We start from the raw sequence: 19,060 nt of genomic DNA on the forward strand, positions 1-19,060 counted from the left end.
CACCAGCTGACTGCATCATACTCGATCTACACGGGCCTGCCGGAGCGTGGCCCCTCGAACAAAACCCCGCAGCCCCAAGACAAGCCCCTGGTAAATCCCGTATCCTGTCTGCCCTTTTTATGCCCGGCTCTGGCCGCCATCCCTGGCTGAAGCCGATGTGTCTGATCCTGACACTTACCCCGTGGATACCCGCATGGACGCCATCAAGATTTTTATTGCCCTTCTGGTTCTGGTCAACCCGATCGGGGCGATTCCGATTTTCATCAGCCTGACCCCGGACGCCAGCGCCAAAGAGCGCCGGCGCATTGCCAAAACCGCCTCGATTGCCGTGGCGGTGGTGATTCTCACCTTTGTGGTGCTGGGGGATTCGCTGATTCGCCTGCTGGGGATTTCCATCGGCTCGTTTCAGGTGGGTGGCGGGATTCTGGTGATGATGATTTCGCTGTCGATGATGAACGCCGCGCCGTCGGCAACCAAAACCACCCGCCAGGAAACCGAAGAAGCCGGAGGACGGGCCAATATTGCCGTGGTGCCGCTGGCGATTCCGCTGATGACCGGCCCCGGCACCATTTCCACGGTGATCATTTATGCCAGCCACGCCCACGGCTGGCTGGGGTATCTGAGCCTGGCCGGCTGCGCAGTGCTGATTGCGGCGACATGCTATCTGGCCATGATTGCCGCCACGCCGGTGTCACGCCTGCTGGGCCAGACCGGAATCAATATCGTCAACCGGATCATGGGCATGCTGCTGGCGGCCTTGTCGGTGGAGATCATTGCCGATGGGGCCATCAAGCTGTTTCCAGCGCTGGGGCGCTAGGTATGGCCGCTTCGCCGGGGTGTTTGCAGGCGTTCGGCAGATGAGGGCATAACTCTGGACAAAACCTGGCAAAAGCGCCGGGGTGGGCGCTTTTGCCAGGGAGGTCAGCTTAAGATCACACCACGAGCACGCAGGCAAAATCCGAGGTTTGCAGATTCACCAACCCGGTCAGCTTGATGGCGGCGTCGGTGGCGCTGAAGGTGTTGACGCTGGTGTTGGTGTCCAGCACCACATACGTGTCGCCAGAGAACTGGAAAGACACCAGCTTGGCTTCGCCGCTGTTGGGCAGGCCAGCGGCTTTGTCCAGCAGGCTGACCAAGGTGTCGCCCGCCGTCGGGGTGATTTGGGTCAGCGCGGTCGGTGCCGACACGCCCAGGCTTTGCGCGATGTCAAAGCGAATCTTGTCCTGACCACTGGTGAAATCCGTGATGATGACATTCGACGCCGTCTGCGCCGGATTACTGGTCAGGTAGCGGCCCATATAGAACACATCATTGCCGGCCTCGCCGCTCAGGGTAGCCACACCCGCCCCGCCGCCAGCCGCGGCGGCGACGTACAGGTAGTCGTTGCCGTCGCCGCCCAGTAAGGTGTCGTTGCCACCATTGCCACTGATGACGTCATTCCCTTCGCGGCCATTGATCAAATTATTGCCAGCGCCCCCCTGCATCATATTGTTGAGCGCATTGCCCAGACCATCGATGTTGGCGCTGCTGATCATCACCAGGCTTTCCACCTCGCCCACCACCAGCGGCACGCCATAGTCATTGACCATTTCGCCAGCTTGCAGCGACATGGTCACAGTGGTGCGAATGGTGTCCACGCCTTCACCGGGCAGCTCATTCACCTGATTCATGGTGTTGTTGATGACGTAAGTGTCATTGCCCATACCACCACTGGCGTAGGTACGATGGGTTCCATAATTCAGATAAATCCAGTCATTCCCTGCGTCGCCATACGCATATGACGTGGAATTACCGCCAACATAAATGATGTCATTGCCATTATCGCCATGAATGGTGTCATTGCCACCCTGCGTGGAGCTCGTGCCAAATGAGTAAATACTGTCGTTGCCATCGCCGCCACTGAGTGAGTCGCTGCCGTTGGAGCCACGGATATAGTTATCCATGGCATTGCCCACCAATGCCAACCCAGCTTGACCCGCATACAACTGCTCAAGATTATCGCCCAGCGTCATGGAAATCTTGCTGGTGACGGCATCCAGGCCTTCTCCTGCCAGTTCGACCACCACATCACCGGCATCATCCACCATATAGCTGTCATTGCCCAGCCCGCCCTGCATCGAGTCGGCACCAATGCCGCCATCCAGCAAATCATTGCCTTCGCTGCCAGCGGTGGCGGCGTACAGGTAGTCGTTGCCATCGCCGCCCAGCAAGGTGTCGTTGCCACCATTGCCACTGATGATGTCATCTCCTTCGCGGCCATTGATCAAATTATTACCAGCGCCCCCCAGCATCATATTGTTGAGCGCATTGCCCAGACCATTGATGTTGGCGTTGCTGATCATCACCAGGCTTTCCACCTCGCCCACCACCAGCGGCACGCCATAGTCATTGACCATTTCGCCAGCTTGCAGCGACATGGTCACGGTGGTGCGAATCGTGTCCACGCCTTCACCGGGCAGCTCATTCACCTGATTCATGGTGTTGTTGATGACGTAAGTGTCATTGCCCATGCCACCACTGGCATAGGTACGATGGGCTCCATAATTCAGATAAATCCAGTCATTCCCTGCGTCGCCATACGCATATGATTTGGAATTGCCGCCAACATAAATGATGTCATTGCCGTTATCACCATGAATGGTGTCATTGCCGCCCTGCGTGGAGTCAGTGCCAAATGAGTAAATACTGTCGTTGCCATCACCGCCACTGAGCGAGTCGCTGCCGTTGGAACCACGGATATAGTTATCCATGGCATTGCCCACCAGTACCAACCCAGCTTGACCCGCATACAACTGCTCAAGATTATCGCCCAGCGTCATGGAAATCTTGCTGGTGACGGCATCCAGGCCTTCTCCTGCCAGTTCGACCACCACATCGCCGGCCTCGTCGATCAGATAGCTGTCGTTGCCCAGGCCGCCGAGCATAGAATCAACGCCTTCGCCGCCATCCAGCAAATCATTGCCTTCGCCGCCATTCAGCGTGTCATTGCCTTGATTACCTTGCAGGGTGTCATCGCCAAGATTGCCGGTGATGGCGTTGTTTAGGCTGTTGCCAACCAAGGTGAAACTGCTTGTTTCTGTCAGGTTGAAACTGGTTTCTGTGGCGGACAAAGTGATGGTGTTGCCATTGGTGGTGGCCATGCTGCGCTCCAGCGTGATGTTTAGAGAGAAGTGCTTTTCCCGTTAAGTTAGGAGAAGCGATGTTGTGATAAGTCTAAGCCTTTGGAGAGATGGTATTCAATACGTAAAAACACTTGAGTTCTGTAATTTTTAAATTTTTTCATAATTTTATGTTGAATGCAATTTCAATGTTTAAATTATTCAAGCGGGTCATCAGCTCGTACCGTGTGACTTTTTGTGTTTTGCTGTCGGTTGATTGGTTATGCTGGCCGTTACATGTCAAGCCCCGTACGATTACACACCGTTTTTTTGAACAACGTCGGCTTGTTTTTCCGCCACAGCTTCATCCACATACAATAAGGGCGCAGACCGATTCATCTGCGCCCTACCCTGAACTGGCCACCCTGGTGGGTTACACCGCCAGGTCAATCTGCTGCATGGTGCCGGCGGTGCCGTTTTCACGCAAAAACACCCCGGTGCTGCGCAGTTGGCCCTGCAGCTTGTGCTGTTCGTCCTTCAGGGAAAACTCGGTGCGTTCGCTGCCCAGGAACAGTGCACCAATGCCCACTTCGCTCAGGCTGAGCAGTTGGTCTTGGCCGGCTTCGTCCTGTGTCCACAGCTTCAACCGGGCAAATGCGGCGTCGCCTTCGTCAATCCAGCCATTGCCGTCATCGTCAAGCTGGGCCAGGTCGGCAAAGCCATCGCCGCTTTGCGCGCCAAACAGCTCGCTGCCATTGTCGATGCTGCCGTTTTCATCCATATCCAGCGCCAGAAAGCCACTGCCCGACGCCAGCATGGCCATGTTTTCGGTCTGGCCATCGTTGTCCAGGTCAAAATCCCGCCGTTGATTGCTCAATTGCGCGGCGGTGCCGGCAAAGTTGATCACCAGCGGGTCTTTCAGTCGTGGGCCGATGGTGCGCACCTGGGTGGCATCCCAACTGATGCTGCGCGACAGCGCCAGGTCCAGCGCAAACGACACGGTTTTGCCGTCTGCGGTGGTCACCACGCCATTGGCGTTCCAGCTCAGTTGCTCTTCTTCGTGGTAGCGGGTGGTGGTGGTTTCAATAAAGGTGTTTGGCGCGGCATTTACTGCCAGCGCGCGCAATTCGCTGGCGGACGGGGCGGCGGTTGCGGCGTCGGGGGCTGGCAAGGCGGCGGTTGTGCCCGAACTGGTTTGCTCGGTGGTGCTGGTGCTGGTCAGGTCGCGGGCATTGAACAGCTTCACATCCACGCCAAACATCGACTTCAAAATACTGACCAGCACCTGAAACGAACTACTCAGGCCATTGTCATTGGCTTCGCTGGCGGCCTGACTGGCCTGGTTGGCTTGCGTTTTTTGCTGGGCCTGTTGCGCCAGCGATTTGCCTTCTGCGCTAAGGGTTATTTTTTCGCCGGGCTGGCTGGATGTCAGCAGCGGGCCGGCCATGCGGGTGGCCAGTTGCAGTGGCTCACGTCGGGTGACCGAGCGGGACGACTGCCGGGCACGGTGCTCGGACTGAAAGGTGATATCAGAAGACTGGATGCGCATGGCAGGCCTCGCAAGAGAAAGACGGCAGACAGCATGCTATCGGCCATGGCACAGCCAGCTTGAGAAAAATCGATACGGAACAATCAGCTAGATGCATCAGCGCCACATCGGGCCAGATGCGATGAAAAAAGAGCCGGCCTGAATTCAGGCCGGCTATCCAGACTCACGGCTTCCGAGTTGAGTGGAGGATGTCGGCTGACATCTTGCCCAGTCAAGCAGAAAACATGCCTGCTACTGAGGCGTGCGCGAAACGCGAGCGAAAATCCGTCCGGATGGCGGATAGGGTCCGGTGGTGCGATAACAATGGCATGTGTTTGGCTCAATTTTTTTCGGTTTGGGCCGATAAATTCAAGTTATTCATTCGTTCAATTGAGAGCCCTGCCATGACCCTGTCCAGCCTGAGCGATAGCTTGCGTCTGCGCCTGCAAAGTTTTGCCGGTCGGTTACGCACCACCGGCCAGCCGGCAGCTGCCACGGCAGCGGCTCAGCCTGCCCCGCCGGGCAATTTTCAGGGGGTGAGCGACCGGGTGACGCTGGGGGCCAGTCAGGAAGCCCCCACCCTGTACGACAAGCAAGGGATGCTGAGTGGGGGAAGTGACGCCACCGCCATGCGCAAGCAGGCCACCGACAAGGTGGCCGAGCTGAAAAAGCGGATGAAATGGCTGAAAGCCATGATGACCGGTGCCAGCCCGGCACAGGCCAAGGGGCTGGCCCGTCAGCTGGCGCTGGTGGCGGGTGAGCTGAAACAGGCGGTGAAGCAGTTTGCTGGCAGCAGCGGGCAGGCCGCCAGCGCGCCTCAGGCCAGCGCGGGCACACCCAGTGCGGCCAATGCGTCGGCGGATGCCAGCGCACAGGCCGCCGCACCGCTGCAGGCGGAGGGACAGGCCATGGCGGCAGCATTGAGCGGCGACGCCGTCAGCCAGTCGTCTGCGGGTTCAGCGGAGAGCACGCCGGCGTTTGCCGGCCCTGCCGCCACCAGCAGCACCGGCTCGGCAGCCGAGGCCGACGCTAAGTCCAGACAGGATTTCATTCAGGATGCCAAGGCGGTGGCCAGCGATATCAAGCGCGCGCTGGAAGCGCTCAAGCGCAAATTGCGCCAGTCCGGCCAGGATGCGGTGCGCCAGACCGAAAAACTGCTGCACGAAGTGAGCAAGATGCTGAACGCGCTGGGCCAGCAAGCCACCCCAGCCGCTGTCAGCGGCAGTTTGACTGGCGGCAGTGAGGCAAACGTCAGTGTGGCAGGTGGAGCAACAGGTGTTGCAGAGGTGGGCAGCGTCGAAGCTGGCAGCGTCACCCCCGCAGTCAGCGCAGCGGGCCAGTAGCCCGTCATCATGGTGACTGACGGCTCGATCTGTTTCGGCATGAGCCTCACTTCACTTATCGTTCCCGCGCAGGCGGGAACCCAGACGGTGCCACATCGTGCGCCGTGGGGGTTAGCGTTGTGGGGCGGTCGTGAGAGCACGCACCTGCTGCGCGCTGTGGATGCCTCTGGATTCCCGCCTGCGCGGGAATGACGGGGTAGGGGCGCGGCGGGTGGTTCGCTGTGGCAAGGCAAGGATTTGTTTTAACAGAACAAATAGAGATGCCAGACGTAAACTTGCTCACGTTCACCCTTGTGTTTCAACGTGACTGGCTACTAGACCGGGCTTACCACCAGCGCCGACGCCAGAACAGATAGCCCATGCCCCCGGCAATCGCCGCCATCAGCCCAAGCACGGCAAAATACCCCCACTTCCAGTGCAGTTCAGGCATGTAGTCGAAGTTCATGCCGTAAATGCTGGAAATAAACGTCAGCGGCATGAACAGGGTGGCAATTACCGTCAGGAAGCGCATTTCCCGGTTCAGCAGGTTGGACTGGGTGGACACATACAGATCCACCATGCCGGCCACCAGGTCGCGCTGCAGGTCTACGGTTTCCAGCAGATGCACCAGATGGTCGTACACATCGCGCAGATACAGCCGGGTTTCCGGGTCAAGCAGGCCGGAATCACCATGCTGCAGGGTCATCACCGCCTCGCGCAGTGGCCATAGCGCCCGGCGCAGCGCCAGCAGGGTCATTTTCAGGGTGTGGATGCGGGCCAGAGTGCCGGTGTTGGCCTGGCCGGCCAGCAGGCGGCTGTCAAGCTCGTCCACCGTATCGCCCAGTTGGTCGAGGGTGACAAAATAATGGTCAACAATCACGTCCAGTAGACTATAGGCCAGGTAACTGGCCCCCAGGCGGCGGGCCGGGCCCACGGCGTTTTTCAGCCGCTCGCGCAAGGGCTGAAAGCGGCCTGCCGGGCGCTCCTGGAAAGTCAGCACAAAGCCGTGGCCCAGCACCATGCTGATCTGGTCTTCGTTCAGTGTGCGGCTGGCCGGGTGGTATTCGAATACATGGGTGACGATGAAAATATAATCGCCGTAGTCTTCGATCTTGGGCCGCTGGTGAGTATTGAGAATATCTTCCAGCACCAGCGGATGCAGGCCAAAGCGCTGGCCAATCTCCGCCATCATCGCCACATCCTGCAGGCCGTAAACATTCAGCCACAGGGTGCCAGCGTCAGGCTGGTGTGCCTGGTCGTCGCCCAGATGGGCAAACGGGGTTTCCCGGTAATGCGCGGGGTCGAATTCAATCAGCAGCAGCCGTGGCTCGGCGGTTTTTGTTTCCCCGATATGCACCAGCTCGCCCGGCGCATGGCCAGCATGGTGGCCAAGCCGGGTGGCGGTGTGTGGATGGCCAGGATGACTCATGCCTGCTGCTGGATGCTCAGGGTCAGCCCGGTGCTGCGCCAGGGATCTTCTTCCTGCTTCAGTGCGCCAGCGGTGAGCGGGTTATGGTTCAGCCATTCGGCGCTGACCATCAGGCTGAAGCCCTGGCCGTTATTGCTCAGGTGCAGGGTGGGCGGCAGGTCAACCGGGCGGCGGCTGCGGCACAGCAGCACGGCCAGACGCAAGGCCAGCACCGCCGGCCAGTAGGCCGGCTGGTCGCTCAGCAGTGGCACCATCTTGTTCAGCGAACCCTTGTGCGCCAGCACCAGATGGGCAATCTGGCGTTGCTCGCGGCGGGAAAAGCCGGGCATGTCGGCCTGTTCGACAATATAGGCCGAGTGCTTGTGGTAGCCAGAATGGGAAATCATCAGGCCAATTTCATGCAGTTTGGCCGCCCATTCCAGTTGACGGGGGATTTCCGGGTTGGCCATGGCTTCGCTGCCGGCCAGTTGGGCGTAAAACTGGCGGGCCAGCCCGGTGACCCGCTCAGCCTGGCCGGTATCGACGTGATAGCGGCGCTTGAACTGGGTGACGGTGACGTCGCGCAGGTCCTTGTGGTACTGACGGCCCAGCATGTCGTACAGCACGCCGTCGCGCAGCGCGCCCAGGGTAACCGTCATGGTCTCCACCTGCAGTTCTTCAAACACCGCCAGCATGATGGCCAGACCGCCCGGCAGCACCGGTGCACGGTCGGCGCGCAGGCCGTTCAGGTCCACCGCGTCCATACTGCCACAGCGCAGCAGCTCGGCCTTGAGCTGCTCCATTCCGGCGCGGGTAATGCCGTCCGGGCTGTAGTCGTTCAGCTCGAGAATGTCGCGCAGCGAACGGGCGGTGCCGGAGGTGCCAATCGCCAGCTGCCACTGGTCACGGGTGTATTCATGGGCAATGCGCTGGATTTCGTTGCGCGCCGCCAGTTCGGCGTTCTTGAAGTTGGCTTTGGTCAGCTTGCCGTCCGGAAAATAACGCAGACTGTAAGTGACACAGCCCAGGCCCAGGCTTTCGGTTTTTTGCGGTTTCATCCCGCTGCCGATAATGAACTCGGTAGAGCCTCCGCCGATATCCACCACCAGGCGTTTTTCCTTGCCGGCAGGCAGGCTGTGCGCGGCACCAATGTAAATCAGCCGGGCTTCTTCGCGCCCGGCAATGATTTCAATTGGAAAACCCAGCCGGGCTTCGGCTTCGCGGATAAACGCTGCCGAATTTTTGGCCACGCGCAGGGTGTTGGTGCCCACCACACGCACTTGATCGGGGCTGAAATGGCGCAGGCGGTCGCCAAAGCGGGCCAGGCAGGTCAACGCCCGTTGCTGAGTGGCGTCGTCCAGATAATTGTCGGCGGTCAGGCCGGCCCCCAGACGCACGGTGTCTTTGAGGGTGTCGAGCGGGAAAAACTGCTCGCCGTCCACGCGGACGATTTGCAGGCGAAAGCTGTTGGAGCCGAGATCTACGGCCGCAAGGGTCTCAAACGACGAGGGCACCAGAAAACCTCAAGAAGGTAAAGTATGAAGCGGGGTTGATGGGAGCCACCTGACTACCAGGCATGACATGCACAGGCCAGGCCAAGGCGGGCGGGCGGGCGCGGGCGCACGGTGTGACGGGAAGGCAAGCCCGCCAGCGGCCATCGACGGCAAATCATGGCTTGTCATGATAACGGGAAACCTGTCTTAACGAAAAGCCGCCCGCAAAACGGGCGGCCTGGGCAAGCGCAGTCAGGCGCCTGACGCATTACAGATCGATGTGCTCGACGTCTTCCAGTGCGGTATGGCGAATATCCTTGCCCTTGACCAAGTACACCACGTATTCCGAGATGTTCTTGGCATGGTCGCCAATGCGTTCGATGGCCTTGCACATGAAAATGGTGTCGATCGACATCGAGATGGCGCGCGGATCTTCCATCATGAAGGTCACCAGCTGACGGAAATTGGCGTCAAATTCGTCATCCAGCTTGCGATCCTGGCGGGTGACATCCAGCGCGCCGGCCACGTCCAGCCGGGCAAAGGCATCCAGTGCGCGGCGCAGCATGCTCAGCGCCACTTCGGCCATTTTCTGGATTTCGCGAAAACGCGGCATGTGTACGCGGTCGGCCAGCAGGATGAGCTTGCCCATGCGCGCCACTTTTTGCGCTTCGTCGCCAATGCGCTCCAGATCGGTGATGGTCTTGATCACGGTAATGACCATGCGCAGGTCGCTGGCAGCAGGCTGGCGGCGGGCGATGATGTGCTGGCACTCTTCGTCCAGGCTGACTTCCATGGCGTTGACCAGCGCGTCCTCGGCAATCACCTTGTCCAGCTTGGCAATGTCGGATGACATCAGCGCGTCAATTGCGCCGATGATTTGCGCCTCGACCAACCCCCCCATCTGCAACACGCGGGTGCGGATGGTTTCAAGCTCCAGATCAAACTGCTTGGAAATATGCTCTGCCATGGTGGATTCCTGGGAATGAGGTTCGGTGAATGTGCAATTGTCCCGACCCTGTATGAACTTTTCATGAAGGGAACATCACTTGTGCCCGCTTGCGGGCACAAAAACATGATTTTCATGCTGAATCAGCGGATTTCCTTCACCCCTGAGTCGGTGCCCAGCAGCAAGACATGGGCGTGCTGGCGGGCAAAGATGCCGCAGCACACCACGCCGGGGATCTGGTTGATGGCGGTTTCCATCTCTACCGGCTTGAGAATTTCCAGATTGTGCACGTCCAGAATCAGGTTGCCATTGTCGGTGACAAAGCCCTGACGCCATTCTGGATGCCCGCCCAGATGCACCAGTTCGCGCGCCACCAGCGAACGCGCCATCGGAATCACCTCCACTGCCACCGGGAAGGTGCCCAGCTTGGCCACATATTTGGCTTCGTCGGCAATGCAGATGAATTCCTGGGCCGACGCCGCCACGATTTTTTCCCGGGTCAGCGCGCCACCACCCCCCTTGATCATGTGCAGCGAGTGGTTGATTTCGTCGGCACCATCGATATACACCGGCAATTCGCCAATATTGGTCAGCTCGAACACCGGAATGCCGTGCGCCTTCAGCCGGGCGGTGGAGGCGTCGGAGCTGGACACGCAACCGTCAATCCGTCCCTTGATGCGCGCCAGTTCGTCGATAAAGAAATTCACGGTAGACCCGGTGCCAACGCCAATCAATGCGTTATCCGGCACAAAATCAATCGCCTTGCGCGCTACCGCGCGTTTTTTGTCGTCTTGGGTCAGGGTGGTCATGGTGGTCTCGCTGTTGACTTCGGTGGTCCGTCACAGCAGGTGCTGCGGCAGAGCGGTATTATCACATAAGCGTGGCAAAGTACATGCCTGATCCGGGGCTGGTCAGCCGGGGCACAGGCGCGTGCGTATCACGCTTTTTCAATCAGGCACACCGCCTGCGCGGCAATGCCTTCCTCCCGGCCCAGATGGCCGAGTTTTTCGCTGGTTTTGGCCTTGATGTTCACAGCGTCCATATCCAGGCGCAAATCGGTGGCGATGTGTGCACGCATGGCCGGAATATGGCTGGCCAGCTTGGGGCGCTGGGCAATCACCGTGCTGTCCACATTCACCACTTTCCAGCCGCGCCGCGCCAGGCGGGCCACGGTTTCCCGCAGCAGGATGCGGCTGTCCACGCCATGAAACGCCGGGTCGGTGTCCGGAAAATGGCTGCCGATATCGCCCAGCCCGGCCGCCCCCAGCAGGGCGTCGGTAATGGCGTGCAGCAGGGCATCGGCGTCGGAATGCCCCAGCAGCCCTTTGTCATGCGGGACGGTCACCCCACCCAGAATCAGCGGTCGGCCTTCCACCAGTCGGTGAACGTCCCAGCCCTGTCCAATGCGAATCATGCCATGTCATCCTTGTGTGTGCTCAGAAGGGCGGCGGCCAGCCGGATATCCTGAGCATAGGTCACCTTGAAATTGCGCGCATCACCGCGCACCAGACGCGGCTGCCGGCCCAGGCGCTCGATGGCCGAGGCTTCGTCGGTAATCTCCGCCCCGCTACCGGCGGCCAGCGCGCGCGCCAGCAGGCCGTAGCGGAACATCTGCGGGGTTTGCGCCTGCCACAGGCCATCGCGGGCCACGGTGGCGGCCACGCCCTGCTGGCCATCGTCGCGCTTGAGGGTGTCGGCCACCGGCAGCGCCAACAGGCCGCCGCAGGGGTCGGTGTCCAGCGTGTCAATCAGCCGGGTGAGCGCATCTGCCGGCAGGCAGCAGCGGGCGGCGTCGTGCACCAGCACCCAGTCGTCGTCGGCCAGCGCCAGCGCGGCCAGGCCGTTGCGCACGGTTTCGGCGCGAGTGGCCCCACCATGGCGCAGCACGCCCAGCTTGGCGTCGGGCCAGTCAAACTGGTCAAACCAGTCATCTTCCGGGCTGATGACCACCCAGACCTGATCCACCCTGGGCTCGGCGCACAAGGTGCGCAGGGTGTGCGCCAGGAGCGGCTGGCCAGCCAGTGCGGTGTATTGTTTGGGGGTGGGCTGGCCAAAGCGGCTGCCGCTGCCTGCCGCAGGCACCAGCACCACGCAGCGTGGCTTCATGCCGACTCCGGCGGGGTTTTCCGCCACAGGCAGCTGCCCTTGACGGCTTTGTCCAGGCCGTCCAGGTAACTTTCATGCAGGGCGGTTTCTTCGGCGCTGGCCAACTGCACCTTGGGGCGTGTGCCGCCACTGAGGCTGAGTGCCGGGCCGCCGCGTTCGGACTGGATGGGCTCGATGTCCATCAACAGGCTTTCCTGGCCACGGGTCATGGCCAGATACACCTCGCAGAGCAGTTCGCAGTCGATCAGCGCGCCGTGGAAGGTGCGGTTGGAGCGGTCCACTTCAAAGCGGTCGCACAAGGCGTCCAGGTTGTTGCGCTTGCCGGGAAACTGTTCCTTGGCCATGGCCAGGGTGTCGATCACTTCGCCCGCCTGGCTTCTGGCGCTGGGCAGGCCAATCCGGGTGAACTCCATATCCAGAAAGCCCATGTCGAAGGGGGCGTTATGGATGATCAGCCCGGCACCGCGAATGAAGTCGCTGATTTGCTCTGCCACACCGGCAAACACCGGCTGGCCTTCCAGTTGGTCGAGGGTGATGCCGTGGATGCGCGAGGCTTCTTCCGGGATGTCGCGTTCCGGGTGGACAAACAGGTGCAGCGAGCGGCCAGTGAGCTTGCGCCCGACCATTTCCAGCCCGGCAAATTCAACCAGCCGGTCGCCAGTGCGCGGGTTCAGGCCGGTGGTTTCGGTATCGAGAATAATGTAACGCATGAAAAACCTTGGTGTGATTCCGGGTTAGCCGCCCAGGGTGTCGTCCACCCCACGGTTGGCCAGGGCGTCGGCCCGTTCGTTGAATTCATGGCCGGCGTGGCCTTTTACCCAGCGCCAGTCAATCTGGTGGGTGCTTTGTGCGCTGTCGAGCAACTGCCATAGGTCGGCATTCTTGACCGGGGCCTTGGCGGCGGTTTTCCAGCCACGCGCCTTCCAGCCATGAATCCATTCGCTGATGCCTTTTTGCACGTACTGCGAGTCGGTGTATACATGGATGACCGACGGGCGTTTCAGGCAGTTCAGCGCCTTGATCACCGCCAGCAGCTCCATGCGGTTGTTGGTGGTGTCGTTTTCACCGCCCCACAGCTCTTTTTCGGCACCCTTGTAGCGCAACAGCGCGCCCCAGCCGCCTGGGCCAGGGTTGCCCTTGCAGGCGCCATCGGTGTAAATCTCGACAATATCAGCTGTGCTCATGCCTGTTCTTTCGGGTCACCGCCGGTGGCAACACGCCCCGGCGGCTGGAACGGGCGGCGCTGCTGGCCAGCGGGGCGGGCGTCAGCAGCCGCCAGCGCGGGGTGAGCAGGCGCATGCCGCGCACCCGCTTGACCGCTTCGATGGCATACACGCCAGCCGCCAGCGGCCACCAGCGGTCGCCGGCATCTTCCATGAATCGCCAGCGCTGCAGCCAGCTTTCCCGCTCAAACGGCGGCGCATAACACAAGAACGCCCCGCCAGCCGGCTCCAGGCTCAGCAACTGCAGCCAGTCCTTCAGCCGGTTCAGCCCGATGAAATTGGCCTGCCACGGCAAGCTGTCCGGCTTGCCCCGCCGCGCCAGCCCCCACAGGCTGAACGGATTGAAGCCGGTCAGGATCACCCGCCCCTCAGCCACCAGCACCCGTTCGGCTTCACGCAGCACCTGGTGCGGATGGCTGGTAAAATCCAGCACGTGGGGCAGCAGCAGCAGGTCGATGCTCTGGTTGGCAAACGGCATGGCCACCGGATCGCACAGCAGGTCCACCGGGCCATGATTGCCGGCCAGGCAGCGCCAGGGCATGCGGTTTTCCCGCAGCAGCGGGTGGTCCGGCAGACCAAGCTGAACGGCGTGGTAGCCAAACACATCGGCCACCGCCCGGTCAAAATAAGCCTGTTCGCGCGCCATCACATAGTGGCCAAGCGGCGTATGCAGCCATTGGCTCAGTTCCGGCATGCCGGTCCCTCCGTTTGAAACGGTTTCATCATGCTGAAAATCTCTCCCGTTCCAGTCTTCAACGACAATTATATCTGGGTTTTGCACACCCCGACGCATGCCTTGGTGGTTGACCCTGGCGATGCCGGGCCTATTTGCGCCTGGCTGGCCGAGCAGCAGCTTGTTCTGGCCGGGGTGGTGCTGACCCATGGCCATCCTGACCATATTGGCGGCCTGGCCGGCCTGCTGGCCGCGCATCCTGCGCCGGTTTACGGGCCAGGCGAGCTGGCCGGGGTGGATCATCCGGTGGATGAAGGCGACCAGATTGCCCCGCCGGGCTGGCCAGAGACGCTGACTGTCTGGGCCACGCCAGGACACACCCGCCACCATCTGAGCTATCTGCTGCCGGGGGCGGTATTTTGCGGCGACACGCTATTTGCCTGTGGCTGCGGGCGGATTTTTGATGGCACGCCAGCCCAGTTGTACGCCTCGCTGATCCGGCTGGCCAGCCTGCCCGACGATACCCTCGTGTATTGCAGCCATGAATATACCTTGTCCAACCAGCAGTTTGCCGGGCAGATTGAGCCTGACAATGCCGCGCTGAGCGCCCGCCGCCTGCGCGACCAGGCCCGCCGCGCTGCCGGGCTGCCTACCGTGCCCAGCCGGATGGCAGAAGAGCAGCAGACCAATCCATTCTTGCGGGTAGCGCAACCCGCCGTGCGCCGGGCGCTGGCCGATGCGGGCTACGCGCCGCTGGACACTGACCTGCAGACATTCACCGCCTTGCGTGAATGGAAAAACCGGTTTTGAATGATTTTGGCATGTGACTCACCGCCAGGGCAGACGCTGCTGGGGCTGATGGGAAATATTTTGGCAAAATGCGCAAAACGATTGATTTTTATGGGTTGACAGCCTTGCTCAGGAAAACTAGCATCGCTGCAACTCGAAAATGAAGGTTATTTTGCCATGAAGCCCCTTGCCCCGCTCGCCCTGGCACTGTCATTGGCCTTTTCTGTCGCTCACGCCGACGACGCCCCCAATGACCCCAGCCAGCCGATGCAGGTCGGCATGCAGTTGATGCAAAGTAATGCGCATTTGTTGCGCAATGGTGACAATGTCTGGGTGCGTGTGCGCGAAGGCTTCCAGCTGACCGAAGTGGACAGCGAGCTGGTGCGTCGCCACGAACGCCTGTACAGCGCCAAGCCAGAATACCTCAAGCGCACGCTCGACCGCAGCAAACGTTATCTGTTTCACATCATGAACGAAGTCGAGCGGCGCGGCATGCCCACCGAAATTGCCCTGCTGCCCCTGGTGGAAAGCGCCTTCAATCCTGGCGCGGTGTCCAGCGCCAAGGCTGCCGGGCTGTGGCAGTTCATGCCGGCCACCGGTCGCCACTACGGCCTGGAGCAAACCTTCTGGTACGACGGTCGCCGCGATGTGCTGGGTGCCACCAGCGCTGCACTGGACTACCTGGAAAACCTCTACGCCATGTTTGGCGACTGGAGCCTGGCGCTGGCTGCATACAACTGGGGTGAGGGCAATGTCAGCCGCGCACTGGAAAAAAACCGCGCCAAGGGCCTGCCAGAAGAGTTTTCCGCCATCCGCCTGCCTAACGAAACCCGCAACTACGTGCCCAAGCTGATTGCCGTGCGCAATATTCTGGCCGAACCGGAACGCTTTGGCCTGAAGCTGGATAAGTTCGACAACCGTCCGTATTTTGTGGCGGTGAGCACCGGCAAGCATATGGATCTGGACGTGGCGGCCAAGCTGGCCGAGATGCCGATGGACGAATTCAAGGCGCTCAATCCGGCATTCAACCGTCCGATCTACGCCCACAAGCCGGGCCGTCAATTGCTGATTCCGGCCACCAAGGCCGAGCTGTTTGAAAAAAACCTGGCCGCCTATCAGGCACCACTGCTGTCGTGGCAGGTGTATACCGCCCAGCCGGGTGACAGCGTGGAAGAACTGGCCCAGCGCTACGGCATGACCCTCGAACGCCTGCGCAGCGTCAATGGCCTGGCAAGCAACGCCATTGCACCGGGCCAGCCACTGGTGCTGGCGGCACTGAACCCGGCGGCCACGCCGAGCGCCAGCACGCTGACAATCAGCGCTGACACCGACACCACGCCAGATACCCTGGCCAGCCCGGCGCCGGTGGCGCGCCTGGCTGCTGCCACACCAGTGACCTTGGCAGCTGCGGCGGCCAAAGACGCTGTCAGCGATATGCCAGTCCGCACTGCTGCTGCCTCTGAGTTGAGCCGGCCCGTCGCCGTGGTGGGCGACAGCGCCAGCCCCGAGCGGGCAGATGCGCCCCGTCGGGTGGCAGCCACCCTGGTGCCACAAACCGCCAGCAGCCCTGACAGCAGCGTCAGCCGGCACACCGTGGCCGCTGGCGACACCCTGTACAACATCGCCCGCCGCTACAACCTCAGCGTGGCCGAGCTGAAAACCCTCAACCGCCTGGACGACGAGGCCATCAAGCTGGGCCAGACGCTCACCGTCAAGGGCAGCGCCAGCAGTGCCGTGGCCAGCGCCAAGCCAGCCAGCAAGCCCGAACCACGCGAAACCCGCAAGGAATACGTGGTGCAAAAGGGCGATACCCTGTTCAGCATCGCCCGCAAGTTCAATATCGACCACGACGATCTGAAAAAATGGAACCAGACCAAGTCGCTGGCCCGATTGCAGCCAGGCTTCAAGCTCACCTTGTGGACGGGTGGCCGTTAAGCCGGGCTCGCACCATCACGCATCATTGCCGCCCGGATTGGGCGGTGTGACTGGGCCGGACAGGAGGGTTTTCCTGTCCGGCCCAGGCTATTTTTACCCACCGATTTTTGCTTCATCACTCTGGTCACTCTGGCTGGGCAGCGGTGTAGTCTGCTGCGCGCACCAGGCCTGCCACATGCCGCGCAAAGCCGCTTCAAACTGGCGGGTAAAACCCGCTTCATCCATCAGCCGGCTGGCTTCCATCTCGCTGCGCAGTGCCAGGCGGATGGCGTTGAGCGCCGGGATATCCGCCGCCAGCCTGGCGGCGATGTCCAGATAGCCTGCCTGATCTTGCGCCACCCACTCCGGATGGCCCACGGCATGCAGCAGGCTCACGCCCATGCGCGAGACAAACCGTGTCCCTGCCAGCGTCACCAGCGGCACGCCCATCCACAGCACATCGCAGCTGGAGGTGCCGCCATTGGCCGGAAACGGGTCGAGGGCAATGTCAATCTGGTGGTAGCGCAGATACTGCCAGCGGGAATCCCGCTCTTCCAGCTGCAGACGTGCGGCGGCAATGCCGTGCTGGGCAAAACGCGCTTGCAGCTCGGCACGGGCCTGGCCGTGCTGGATGCCGGCCAGTTCCAGCAGCAGGCGCGAGCCAGGCACGCGATGCAGCAGCTGTGACCACAGCGCAATCATGTCGTTGGTGATCTTGGCGTAGTTGTTACAGCAGCCAAACGTTATCTGGCCATGCTGTAGCGCCGGGGTGGGCTGCACCGCGTAGTCGGCGCGGTGACGCAATGCCGGCTGGCGCACCATGGGCCGGTAGCAGCAAAACACCTCGGGCAGCCGCCAGAGCCGTTCGGTATAGCGCGCTTCTGCCCCGGCTGGGTCTCCATGGCCATCGCTGATGCGCCAGTGTATCCGGCTCAGCCCGCTGGTGTCGGCATAGCCCAGCCAGCTCACCTGTACCGGCGCAGGGCGATGGGCAAAGGTCAGCAGCCGGTGGCCGCCGGTATGCCCGGACAGATCAATCAGGATGTCGATCTGATCCTGCTGAATCTGTCGGGCCAGTTCCATGGACGTGGCACCACGCACCCGACGCCAGACATCGGCCAGTGGCCGCAACTGCTCGGTGACGGCATCCGGATTCAGGCTGGTGTCGTAGGCGATGCAATCAAACTGCTGGCGATGGCGTTCACTCCACACCGGTAACACGAAATAGGCCACCGGGTGCGAGTTAAAGTCGCCAGACACCCAGCCTACCCGCAGCCGGCGTTGCGGATTGGCCAAGTTGTCATGCCGGCGCGGCGTCGGGCAGGGACGTTCATAGCGCAGGCCAAAGCCCCGGTGCCAGTCAAACACTTCCTCAGGGGAATAACCCGGTGCATATTGCAGCGTCAGCAGCAGGTTGCTGTAGGTGTCGCTGTCGCCAGGATCGAGCGCCAGCGCCTGTTGATAGGCGGCAATCGCGGCGGTGTGCTGGCCCAGCTGGCGCAGTGCCGAACCCAAACGGCGTGGGTGGACGGCGACGTTTGGCTGGCGCGCGGCCAACTGCTCCAGCAGGGCAATCGCCGCCTCAAACTGGTGCTGGAAACGCCAGGCATCAACCTGGGCAGACAAGGCGTCCAGATGGTCTGGCTGGCGGGACAATACCTGATCCAGATAGCCTTGTGCCGAGGCAAACGCCTGACGGCGAATCTGCAGGGTGGCCAGATTCACCAGGGTGGCACTATCGTCTGGCTGGCGCTGCAATACCCGCTGGTGCATGGCCAGCGCGTCATCGAGTTCGCCACATTGTGCCAGTGCATTGGCCAGGTTGATTTGCACATGGAGATCGTCCGGATGGCGTGCCAGGGTGTGCTGCAGCAGATTCCGGGCAGCCACATAGCGCTTTTGCTGCAGATAGCAGTGGCCCAGATTATTGGCCGCCTGAGCATGCTCCGGTGCCAGCGCCAGCGCCCGCTCGAAATACGCCGCAGCCTCTGCCATGCGTTGGTGCACCACCAGCACCGTACCCAGCCGGCACAGGGCCTCCACCGAGTTCGGGGTGAGCAAGGCCTGCTGATGCGCCAGTCTGATGGCTTGTGGCAGTTCAGCACTGGGTGGCTGGGCCAGGCTGAGCGCGCCGCTGGCCTGACGTGCCAGCAGTTGTTCGGCTTCGGCCAGCCAGCCCTGCCACGCTGGCTGTGCCTCCAGGCGGAGCGCCTGTTGCCAGCACGCCTGGCTGGCAGCCAGATCCAGCGCCTTCCAGTGTACCCGCCCCAGCAGTGCCAGGCAGGCGGCTTGCTGGCGTGGATCGGCATTTGTGCTTTGCAATGTCTCCCGCAGCGTGGTCAGGCGCGTACGCGCCAGAGGCCAGTTGCCGGCTTGCAGGGCGGCTTGCGCCTGCTGGTACGCGTGATCAAACTCGAACGAATCCGTCGGGGCGTGTGTGGCTGCAGTGCTCATAAGCGGTGCTCATCATCTGTTTCTGAGGAAACGCTGAAAAAATCGTCATTCTCGCAAAGACGGGAGTCCAGTGTTTTGATTTTGCTGGATTTTTCTGAATCAATCA

At 61.3% G+C, this 19,060-nt stretch carries 16 protein-coding genes; 4 read left to right on the forward strand and 12 right to left on the reverse strand.

The features are described 5' to 3' along the window. The first annotated feature begins 193 nt into the window (after window positions 1-193). Window positions 194-817 (forward strand): MarC family protein, encoded by a 624-nt coding sequence (locus BXU06_RS04770; protein ID WP_077297323.1) that lies wholly within the window; start codon window positions 194-196, stop codon window positions 815-817. 115 nt (window positions 818-932) lie between these two features. Here the strand turns inward: BXU06_RS04770 and BXU06_RS18465 are convergent, their stop codons facing one another. Further along, complete coding sequence (locus tag BXU06_RS18465; protein ID WP_077297325.1) at window positions 933-3,140, reverse strand: calcium-binding protein; 2,208 nt, start codon at window positions 3,138-3,140, stop codon at window positions 933-935. A 391-nt stretch (window positions 3,141-3,531) separates the two neighbouring features. After that, window positions 3,532-4,647: a hypothetical protein gene (locus tag BXU06_RS04780; RefSeq protein WP_077297327.1), complete on the reverse strand. Its 1,116-nt coding sequence runs from the start codon at window positions 4,645-4,647 to the stop codon at window positions 3,532-3,534. 383 nt (window positions 4,648-5,030) lie between these two features. Between BXU06_RS04780 and BXU06_RS04785 the strand changes: the two genes are divergently transcribed. Next, window positions 5,031-5,969 carry a hypothetical protein gene (locus BXU06_RS04785; RefSeq protein ID WP_077297329.1) on the forward strand — a complete coding sequence of 313 codons (939 nt, stop codon included), beginning with the start codon at window positions 5,031-5,033 and terminating at the stop codon, window positions 5,967-5,969. A gap of 325 nt (window positions 5,970-6,294) precedes the next feature. Here the strand turns inward: BXU06_RS04785 and corA are convergent, their stop codons facing one another. From corA to BXU06_RS04830, 9 genes are all read right to left on the reverse strand, one after another. Next, complete coding sequence (corA, locus tag BXU06_RS04790; RefSeq protein WP_077297331.1) at window positions 6,295-7,377, reverse strand: magnesium/cobalt transporter CorA; 1,083 nt, start codon at window positions 7,375-7,377, stop codon at window positions 6,295-6,297. Next, window positions 7,374-8,873: an exopolyphosphatase gene (gene ppx, locus BXU06_RS04795; protein ID WP_216352578.1), complete on the reverse strand. Its 1,500-nt coding sequence runs from the start codon at window positions 8,871-8,873 to the stop codon at window positions 7,374-7,376. Before ppx ends, corA begins: the two co-directional genes overlap by 4 nt. Window positions 8,874-9,117: 244 nt before the next feature. Beyond that, window positions 9,118-9,816 (reverse strand): phosphate signaling complex protein PhoU, encoded by a 699-nt coding sequence (phoU, locus tag BXU06_RS04800; RefSeq protein WP_077297335.1) that lies wholly within the window; start codon window positions 9,814-9,816, stop codon window positions 9,118-9,120. A gap of 122 nt (window positions 9,817-9,938) precedes the next feature. Then, window positions 9,939-10,604 carry a ribose-5-phosphate isomerase RpiA gene (gene rpiA / locus BXU06_RS04805; protein ID WP_077297337.1) on the reverse strand — a complete coding sequence of 222 codons (666 nt, stop codon included), beginning with the start codon at window positions 10,602-10,604 and terminating at the stop codon, window positions 9,939-9,941. Window positions 10,605-10,732: 128 nt separating this feature from the next. Further along, the gene (gene ispF, locus BXU06_RS04810) at window positions 10,733-11,209 is read right to left on the reverse strand and encodes a 2-C-methyl-D-erythritol 2,4-cyclodiphosphate synthase (RefSeq protein ID WP_077297339.1); all 477 of its coding nucleotides are present in this window, start codon (window positions 11,207-11,209) and stop codon (window positions 10,733-10,735) included. Beyond that, the gene (gene ispD / locus BXU06_RS04815) at window positions 11,206-11,901 is read right to left on the reverse strand and encodes a 2-C-methyl-D-erythritol 4-phosphate cytidylyltransferase (protein WP_077297341.1); all 696 of its coding nucleotides are present in this window, start codon (window positions 11,899-11,901) and stop codon (window positions 11,206-11,208) included. The genes ispF and ispD overlap by 4 nt, the downstream gene beginning before the upstream one ends. Continuing rightward, window positions 11,898-12,611, reverse strand: coding sequence for a DNA polymerase III subunit epsilon (gene dnaQ, locus BXU06_RS04820; RefSeq protein WP_077297343.1), 714 nt, complete (start codon window positions 12,609-12,611; stop codon window positions 11,898-11,900). The genes ispD and dnaQ overlap by 4 nt, the downstream gene beginning before the upstream one ends. Window positions 12,612-12,635: 24 nt before the next feature. After that, complete coding sequence (gene rnhA / locus BXU06_RS04825) at window positions 12,636-13,085, reverse strand: ribonuclease HI (protein WP_077297345.1); 450 nt, start codon at window positions 13,083-13,085, stop codon at window positions 12,636-12,638. After that, window positions 13,072-13,818 carry a class I SAM-dependent methyltransferase gene (locus BXU06_RS04830; RefSeq protein ID WP_077297347.1) on the reverse strand — a complete coding sequence of 249 codons (747 nt, stop codon included), beginning with the start codon at window positions 13,816-13,818 and terminating at the stop codon, window positions 13,072-13,074. The genes rnhA and BXU06_RS04830 overlap by 14 nt, the downstream gene beginning before the upstream one ends. Window positions 13,819-13,848: 30 nt before the next feature. Here BXU06_RS04830 and gloB point away from each other — a divergent pair, with 30 nt between their 5' ends. Both gloB and BXU06_RS04840 read left to right on the forward strand, forming a co-directional pair. Continuing rightward, a complete protein-coding gene (gene gloB / locus BXU06_RS04835) occupies window positions 13,849-14,607 on the forward strand; it encodes a hydroxyacylglutathione hydrolase (RefSeq protein ID WP_216352540.1) in 759 nt (252 codons plus the stop codon). A gap of 156 nt (window positions 14,608-14,763) precedes the next feature. Continuing rightward, window positions 14,764-16,521, forward strand: a complete 1,758-nt coding sequence (locus BXU06_RS04840; protein WP_077297349.1) for a LysM peptidoglycan-binding domain-containing protein — start codon at window positions 14,764-14,766, stop codon at window positions 16,519-16,521. Window positions 16,522-16,614: 93 nt separating this feature from the next. Here BXU06_RS04840 and BXU06_RS04845 read toward each other — a convergent pair whose 3' ends face one another. Continuing rightward, complete coding sequence (locus BXU06_RS04845; protein ID WP_077297351.1) at window positions 16,615-18,954, reverse strand: tetratricopeptide repeat protein; 2,340 nt, start codon at window positions 18,952-18,954, stop codon at window positions 16,615-16,617. Window positions 18,955-19,060: the final 106 nt, after the last annotated feature.

Source organism: Aquaspirillum sp. LM1 (assembly GCF_002002905.1).
Classification (GTDB): Bacteria; Pseudomonadota; Gammaproteobacteria; order Burkholderiales; family Aquaspirillaceae; genus Rivihabitans.